General features: G+C 39.4%; 4 protein-coding genes. All 4 read right to left on the bottom strand.

Features of this window, described 5'->3' with window-relative positions:
* A partial coding sequence (locus tag HMPREF9073_RS11380) for a SpvB/TcaC N-terminal domain-containing protein (protein ID WP_009413921.1) occupies nt 1-4,993 on the bottom strand: 4,993 nt, incomplete at its 3' end.
* 9 nt (nt 4,994-5,002) lie between these two features.
* Nucleotides 5,003-5,452: a T9SS type A sorting domain-containing protein gene (locus tag HMPREF9073_RS11385; protein ID WP_009413922.1), complete on the bottom strand. Its 450-nt coding sequence runs from the start codon at nt 5,450-5,452 to the stop codon at nt 5,003-5,005.
* Between the two features lie 499 nt (nt 5,453-5,951).
* Nucleotides 5,952-6,737, bottom strand: coding sequence for an AAA family ATPase (locus tag HMPREF9073_RS11390; RefSeq protein WP_009413924.1), 786 nt, complete (start codon nt 6,735-6,737; stop codon nt 5,952-5,954).
* Nucleotides 6,734-7,197: hypothetical protein (locus HMPREF9073_RS11395; RefSeq protein WP_232212951.1), on the bottom strand; the 464-nt coding region annotated here is incomplete at its 5' end. The genes HMPREF9073_RS11395 and HMPREF9073_RS11390, both read right to left, overlap by 4 nt.

Genomic DNA, 7,197 nt, shown 5'->3' on the forward strand with positions numbered 1-7,197 from the left:
CGTCGTGGCTGTAGTGTTTAAGCATTGGGCGTTTTTCTTTTTCAGCTTCCGCATTACCATAAAAACTATGGGCACGACTACCAAAGGCGTTGTATAAGTAGGTGATACGCTCTTTGTCCTTTATGTATATTTGTTCGGGGCTTTTGAGCATATTGTAACGTATCACGGGCATTGGTGCCTCTTTATAAAAAGCTTCGCCTGTAGAGTTCAATACTAATTTTTCTTGGTCATAACCCTTAGCAGGATATTTATAAGTACCCAAAGAACTGTTTTCAGTAATACGCCCGCGCTCATCGTAGCTATGGGTTTGCGGCGGAGTATTGGCATCGCCCCAAGCCGTAAGGCGATCTAAGTTATCATAACTAAAATCCTCTTGTTTACCCCAAAAGCTGTATTGACGGCTGTCTAACAGTCCTTTTTGAGGGTTAAACTGCCAAGTAAGTGCCCCGATAGCCTTGTCCTCATTCTGTAATAGCTGGCTTACAGGGTAGCCTTTGTCGTAGGTATACGTCTCTTTAATGCCTCCTTTATGGCTTACAAGGGGTTGCCCGTAGGGGTTTTCACTGCTAAGTTTCCAGAGGGTTATTCCCTTGTCGTCCTTCATCTCTACAAGTTCACCATTTTGATAGCGGTATTGCACCGTAGCACTCGCGCGTTTGCCTGCTGCCTCTGCGGTAGTCATTTCCTTTTGTACCCGACCGAAAAGGTCATAAGTATAGGCTTTGGTATATTTTGCCCAAGGGTTGGTCTCGCTGCTGGTAAGTAGCTGGCGGTTGTGGTCATAAGTATAGGTGTAATGATCGCTATTGCCGTCCTGGTTCTCATTGTCTATTTGGGTCAGGAGCTTTTCGGCGTTATAGGTATAGCGGATGAGCATATCGGTATGGTCGCCTACTAAGTGCTTGCTCTTCAAGCGGTCGCTGTTGGGCTCGTAGGTAAGCGTAGTTTTACCCTTAGGGGTGGTCTCCTCAGTAAGACGCCCCCAGCTGTCGTAAGCATAGCGATAAACACCTGCGGCAGGGTCGGTAAGGCTTGTTTTCCTGCCCCAGCCGTCTTGGGTTATTTTCTGTTCTACCCCCTCGTAGTTAGCAGTTTTGAGTGCCCCATTGCCAAAGTAAGAGTACTTAATCGTGCCTCCTGGGTCGCTTTGGCTTATGGTTTTTCCGATAGCATTTTGGATAGTGGTGATTTGTTTAGAGCCATCGTCTACAGTGGTCTTTAAGCCATCGTAAGAGGTGCGAATGGTCTTGCCGTGAGTGGTAGTTACCTGCACAGGACGCCCATAGCGGTCGTACTCAGTGCGTGTCCAGCCCTGTGGACTGCCACCAGCAGCAAAAGGTTCACTTTTACCTATGGTTCTTCCTAAGGCGTCATACTCATAGCGCACAGCAGTAGCTCCCAAGGCAGTAGACGCTTCACTTTCCAAAAGCCAACCGAGTGCGTTGTAGGTTTCACTTGTATAGCTGTCGTCATCACTATCCGAGCGGATGTTGTATTTGCTGCCATTCGCTCCATAAGTAGTGCGCAGGCTTTTACCTAAGTAATCAGTTACCTTTATAGGGCGATTCCAGATATCATATTGGTAGGAGGTAGACTGCCCCCAAGGGTTTGTTTCTTTATGAAGATTACCGCGCTCATCGTAGGTAAAAGTTGTTTTTAAGCCTTCAAAATCGGTATGGGTAGCAACGAAACGGTGGGTAGGGTCGTAGGTGTATTGCTCACTGCGCTTTTGTCCGTCTTCAGCAATAGTTTCCTTTTGGGTTATATTGCCATAGGGGTCATAACTAAATTTTTCGGTGTGCTCGCCTGTGCCGTTGCCTTTTGTTTTGGCAGTGCTGATTAACCCATTCTCATAAGTATAGCTTTCCTCAGCCGTAAAAGTATCACCGTCCAAAGTGCTTGCTGTGCGTTTATGGGTGAGCAAGCCCATACGGTAGGGACTGCTTTCTTTTGGGGCGTATTGCAGTTCCTGTACTTGCCTGTAGCCATCGGTTTCTGTGGTGATTTGCGTTGGGTTTAGGTCAGCGTCATATACAAAGGCTTGGGTGGTAGTAATGCCTTTGAGCTTATCCTCAGTAACCTGCTTATCCAATTGTAGCTTAAAGCGTTTGTTAGGAGCTTCGGAGTGGGTGTAGGAGTAATGAACTGTACTTACTGCATCAAAATCAGGATTATAGTCCATAAAATAACGCACTCTATAGGGTGTGATATATTCATCTGTTAATACCCCCCTAAGCTCGTAATTTTGTGTCTTATAGGAATATAAATATTGTGATTCTTTTTTAGAAGGTTCATACCAATTAGTCTGCATTATAGCCTTAAATCCTAAGAATCCTAAACCTTGTAAATGGGTAACTGCCGCAAAATAATCAAATATTTTTTCAGTTGTTTGCTGGTAATATTTTCTTTCTATTTTTGAAACCAAGGATAGTGTAGGGATTGCTTCTATATCTGCATACGGATATTCTTTTAGTTTATATTGCTCTTTGAGGTAAGTAGGGAATCCTTCATCTTTTTGTGATACCATTGAATTATATGTAATCTGATGAGACTCCTCACCTTTACTTATTGCCTGCAAAATAATCTCTTTTTTATTGTCTTGTTCCAAAGAGTAGCTTTCCATTGTATCTCCATATATTAGCGCAATATCCATAAACATATTACGCTTATCAGGAGGAGAAAAGAGTAAATGACCAGCTCTTCCTACGTTATAACTCTCATATTCTGAATTGTTTATTTTTACAAATAACTCATTAGCATCTTTCCCATTTATATTCTTAAAGACACTAATTCCTCTAAACATCTGATTTATTAGATCTGAATCAAAAGCAGTACGATACTCTACAATATCAGATTTTCCATCATTATTCATATCTATTGCTATAGGAGTAGACTGAACTGGTCTCCTACCATTTGCCATATGAGCTTCATATTTAAAAGGTAGTATTTTTGTTTCAGTAACAAACCCCTTACCTGTATTGTAGAGTATATCATATTGATTAGTAGGATTATCTCTTGGCAACATAAAATCAAGCAGTCCATCTCCATTGAAGTCACCTATAATGGGACGTATCAAATCAAGGTTACTATTAATATTATCTATAAGAGGATGCTTTCTCCTGATAAGTAAATAAGGATTGGCGTGCTTTACTACTAATTGGAGATTATGATTTTTGTCCATTTCATAGATAAACAGATTCCCTTCAGTGATATGCAGTAGATCTGTTTTACCGTTACCATTCATATCAATAGCTTGCAACAAATCATCATTTTTAACCCTTACCTCTAAACTTCGTAAAGATTTTATGTAATCAGATGTTTTCCTTCTATCCAAGTCTATCCAATTTACAGTACTATTATTTATTATAGTATGTTTACAATCACAATATCTTTTTTCACGTCTACGCCCAATGGGGATACAATTTTCAACATTGTAAGGGAGTTCTATAGATATAACATCAGTGAGCCCATTACCATCAAAATCCCCAGAAAGTATTTTTATATTAGTGTTTGCTTTCTGAGGAGGTGGTAAGATGGGTCTTTCTCCTGAGTACATCAATTGATTCATACAATAGTTATAATCAGCCTCTATGTAAGCAGGTAATTTCCACTCCTTGCTATAATGTACTGCTGGATATCCCATATACTCATCTGTATATACGTCAAAACGAATTTTATCTGCAGTAAAATGAGTTGTTACTATGCCACTATTTACTAATAATTCTCCTGATCGCGATAGAACTTTAGCTGGAAAAATTTCTTTGAAAGGCTCATTGGTAATAAATGAAACACCTAATGAGTTCTGTTCTCCTCTGAAGTTATAAACAACAGATATGTCTTTATAAGCCTTTGAACCAGTGGTAGGATAAATAATAAAATCTATTTTCCCATCTCCATTATAGTCAAGAGGTACTATTGCAGAGTTGGTAAGCCCTACATTTATAAAACCCGTACTTGCTTTTGCTGTTGACTTACTCAGCTTATCAGAAAAATTAAGGTACTGCAACCCTATCGGAGCACGTTTTTCCCCCTCTACACTCTCTTGAACACTTACCAACCTATCATAACCTAAACTATTGGCATTATAACTCAAGTCGTATTTTCGGTATTCTTTTCCATTAGTGCTAACACTTATCGCTGATAGTTTATATAAGCTGTTAAACTCTATTCCCCCGATATAGAAAGTTTCAGAGCGCGAACGGTTATTGTACTCAAAATGCACCATACAATTACCCATTGCTTCTCCCTTTGCCCCATAAGTGATGTTTTCAACCAATGGGATATGGTGCCCGTCTGAAGTCTTATACGTATATTGTATGCTTACCCCTTGAGCATTTTCCCACGAAGATATGCTGTACTCATAAGCTCGCCTACCATTATTTTTGCCATAATACGCCTTACTCCCATCAGGATATAGCACTTCAAAATAACTCGGTCCAAAGATGCCATTTCCAAAAGTTCCCTTGGCTATAACCTTCACATTCGAGAAATTCTCTGTCTCATACACTGCCCCATCGGCTCCGTGAGTGCCTTCTTTAAGCAGGAGACGCTGTCCATCGAGGGCAAACTGATCGGTCTCAGTGAGGTTTACCCCTGTGAGTTGTCCGTTATGGTAAGGGGTGGAGCCTACACGGGTAATTTTTGAAATTCCTGTGATATTCCAGCCATAGCCAGCAATGCCATTACCTGCCTGACTGTTATAGGTAAGCGCAAGATTAGGCTGCACGCCATTGATGCCCGCAGGCACTGCAATAGGGATAGTGTACACGGCTGCCCCTGTGGCACTCACGTCTAAATTGCTTGGGGTAATACCTAAATCACTCCCCGATGCCCCACGAGCGGTTGCCGCACTAATAGCAGGCAACTCAGTAAGAGTAGGAGGTGTAGGCTCATCGCGATGAAAAGAAGTCTTTTTGATGATCTTATAAGGCAATTCCTGTGCAGCGAGAGAAATGCTACTTAGTATGAGTAATATGTGAAAAAAGCGTTTCATAGTATTGCATTATCTTTTTACGACTTTAAACACCTTTCGGCTGCCATCAGTAAATTCGATTACTAAGAGGTAGAAACCTATGGGGTATTTGGATATATTCACTTTATGCTGACTGGCTCCCTGTAACGCCTCTTTTTTGTAGAGTATCTTGCCATCTGCTGAGGTGATAAAAAGCTCGGTCATTGGTTTTTGCTCCTTATGCTGCCAATAGACGGTAAGCTCATCAATAACAGGGTTAGGAGCTACATCTAAGGTTATCTTCTCGGCATTGTGCTCTTCACGCCGTTTTTCATCTAAAGTATCCTTGAAGATTTCCTCATCACTGAGTTGTTCTTCTCCACTACCACAGGTAGTAATAAGTCGTTGATTTCCTGCCTTGTCGTAGTGGAAACAAAGCTCTTGCTGACTATATCCCCAAGAAGGAATTACCAAAAGTAAGATTATATTTAACGTTTTCATAGCAATAGGACGTGTTATTTCATCGCAAAGTAACGAAAAATAACGAAATCAACCAAATTATTTTGAAGAAAATGAGAAATATTTTTGAAAGTGCAAGTAAGATAAGGAGTTTTGGAAGGAATATAAAAGAGTATATAGTAGGCTTACTATACTTAATTCATCTGTATGCACTCAAGATTTTTAGAAACTTCTATATATTATGCTAGCAACGGAAAAATAAAAGTTTTGGTCAATAGAGAAAATATTTATACCTTTGCATCGTGAGTTAAAAACACAATAAAAACAAAGCAAAGAAGTGAATTAAGTTCCGTAACTAAATCGTTACCTATCAGAGTTTTATAAAATAAAATTGATTGTGAGTGAGGAAGTTAGAAAAATATTTGTATCTTTGCACCTAGAAGTTACTGAGAAAATAGGTATAATCAAATGAAATAAGAGCTATTACTAAATCATTACCTAATCTTCTTGTAATTCCTGTATCTTCTTTATTTAAGATAGATTATATAAGTAGTTTCAATTTTAATTCAAAGCCAACATTTCCATTGTCGTTATTAGTAGGGCGGAGGCCTTCTACAAAATCGGTATAGTCATAAGAAGGGTGAAATTGTACAAAGCCAAACTGAGGGTTTTTTGCTAAGGCTTCATCGTCTTCCCCTATCATTTGTTTAGCTATTTCTTTAGCTAAAAAAGTTTTACCAGTACCAGGGGCACCTGTAAGAATGATGTTTTTAGAGTTTTTTAGTTTTTGAACGTATATCTCATATTTATTAGCTTTTTCAGTTGTTTCTGGCTTTAGCTTGATATATAGACTGTAATATTTATCAAAAAAATGTTGAAGTTTTTCATTAGGTTCTTTGTCATCAAAGAGTCCTATATCTTCAATAGGTTCATTTATCTTTAAGTCTTCCCAACTTCCTTTTTCATCAGCTTTTCTCTGGTATTTTTCTATAGCAAGAGTAATTATTTTGTCTGCAGATTCATTCCAACGGGCTATAATATTCAACCCTGTTCCTTCCCAATGTAAATAGTTTCCTGTGCCTGTATAAGAAGGAGGGTATGTACTTATAGCAATTTTCCCATTAGTATAATTTTCCCAGTTTTTTATCTGATTTTGTATCAAGTTTCCGTTATAGCCTTGCCCACTCTTTTTAAAGCTACCACTTTCTTCAAAAGGTTTGATGTATTTATCATAGCCTCTATTGTGTTTGTTATTTGTAACGCAATACTCTAAGTGCGCTACAAAATACTCTAATAATTGCTTGAAATTTTTGTAATCGTTATTCATATTTGAGTTGTTTGTTTAATTTTTTCTAAGTTGTTTTTTCTTCTAAACGAAAAGTCTTTGCTGATGGCATCTACATATTTGATGATGTGGGCGGTTTTCTGTAAGATTGCGGGCTCGTTGGTGGATTGGAGGAGCAATTCGGAGATGATTTCTAACGCCTCGGCATCGTTTTCGTATTCTGAAAGTAGGGTTTCGGTGGGGGTGTTGAGGAAATATGTGAGATGGTGCTGAGTGTATTTTTCAGTCAGCAGGTCTAATTGTTTGCGTTCTTCTTCTTTGGCTGCCTTGGGGTTTAGTAGGGCGGTGAGTTCCTCAAAGAAACGGTCGATTTGGCGTTTGAGATAGTCTTTTTCAATCATAACAGGGGAATTACGATGATGGTAGGAGGTGCGAGCCGCACGGGCAATATGGGAGCGGTAGGAGGTGCGAGCCGCACGGGCAATTAAGGACTTTGACAAAG

Origin of the sequence: Capnocytophaga sp. oral taxon 326 str. F0382, from assembly GCF_000318295.1 — a bacterium.
In the GTDB taxonomy this organism is placed as follows: Bacteria; Bacteroidota; Bacteroidia; order Flavobacteriales; family Flavobacteriaceae; genus Capnocytophaga; species Capnocytophaga periodontitidis.